Source organism: uncultured Tateyamaria sp. (assembly GCF_947503385.1).
In the GTDB taxonomy this organism is placed as follows: Bacteria; Pseudomonadota; Alphaproteobacteria; order Rhodobacterales; family Rhodobacteraceae; genus Tateyamaria.
Genome location: NZ_CANNDO010000031.1, coordinates 1 through 203, shown reverse-complemented (window position 1 = coordinate 203; position 203 = coordinate 1). Strand labels below are relative to the sequence as shown.

Annotated in this window: 1 pseudogene; it reads left to right on the top strand. The window is 54.2% G+C overall.

The annotated features are described in order from the left end of the window. Positions 1–203, top strand: a pseudogene (locus Q1A85_RS22955) (IS3 family transposase); the annotation flags it as partial.

The following is a 203-nucleotide window of genomic DNA, read 5'->3' as shown; positions in this document are numbered from 1 at the left end:
CGCTACTTTGTCTCGGAATCCACGGTTTATCGCACGCTCAAAGCGCATGATCTGATCACCAGCCCGGCCTTCATCGTCCTGAAGGCTGCCAATGAGTTCCAGCACAAAACAACGGCCATCAACCAGCTCTGGCAAACCGACTTCACCTATCTCAAAGTGATCGGCTGGGGCTGGTTCTATCTCAGCACAACCCGAGACGACGA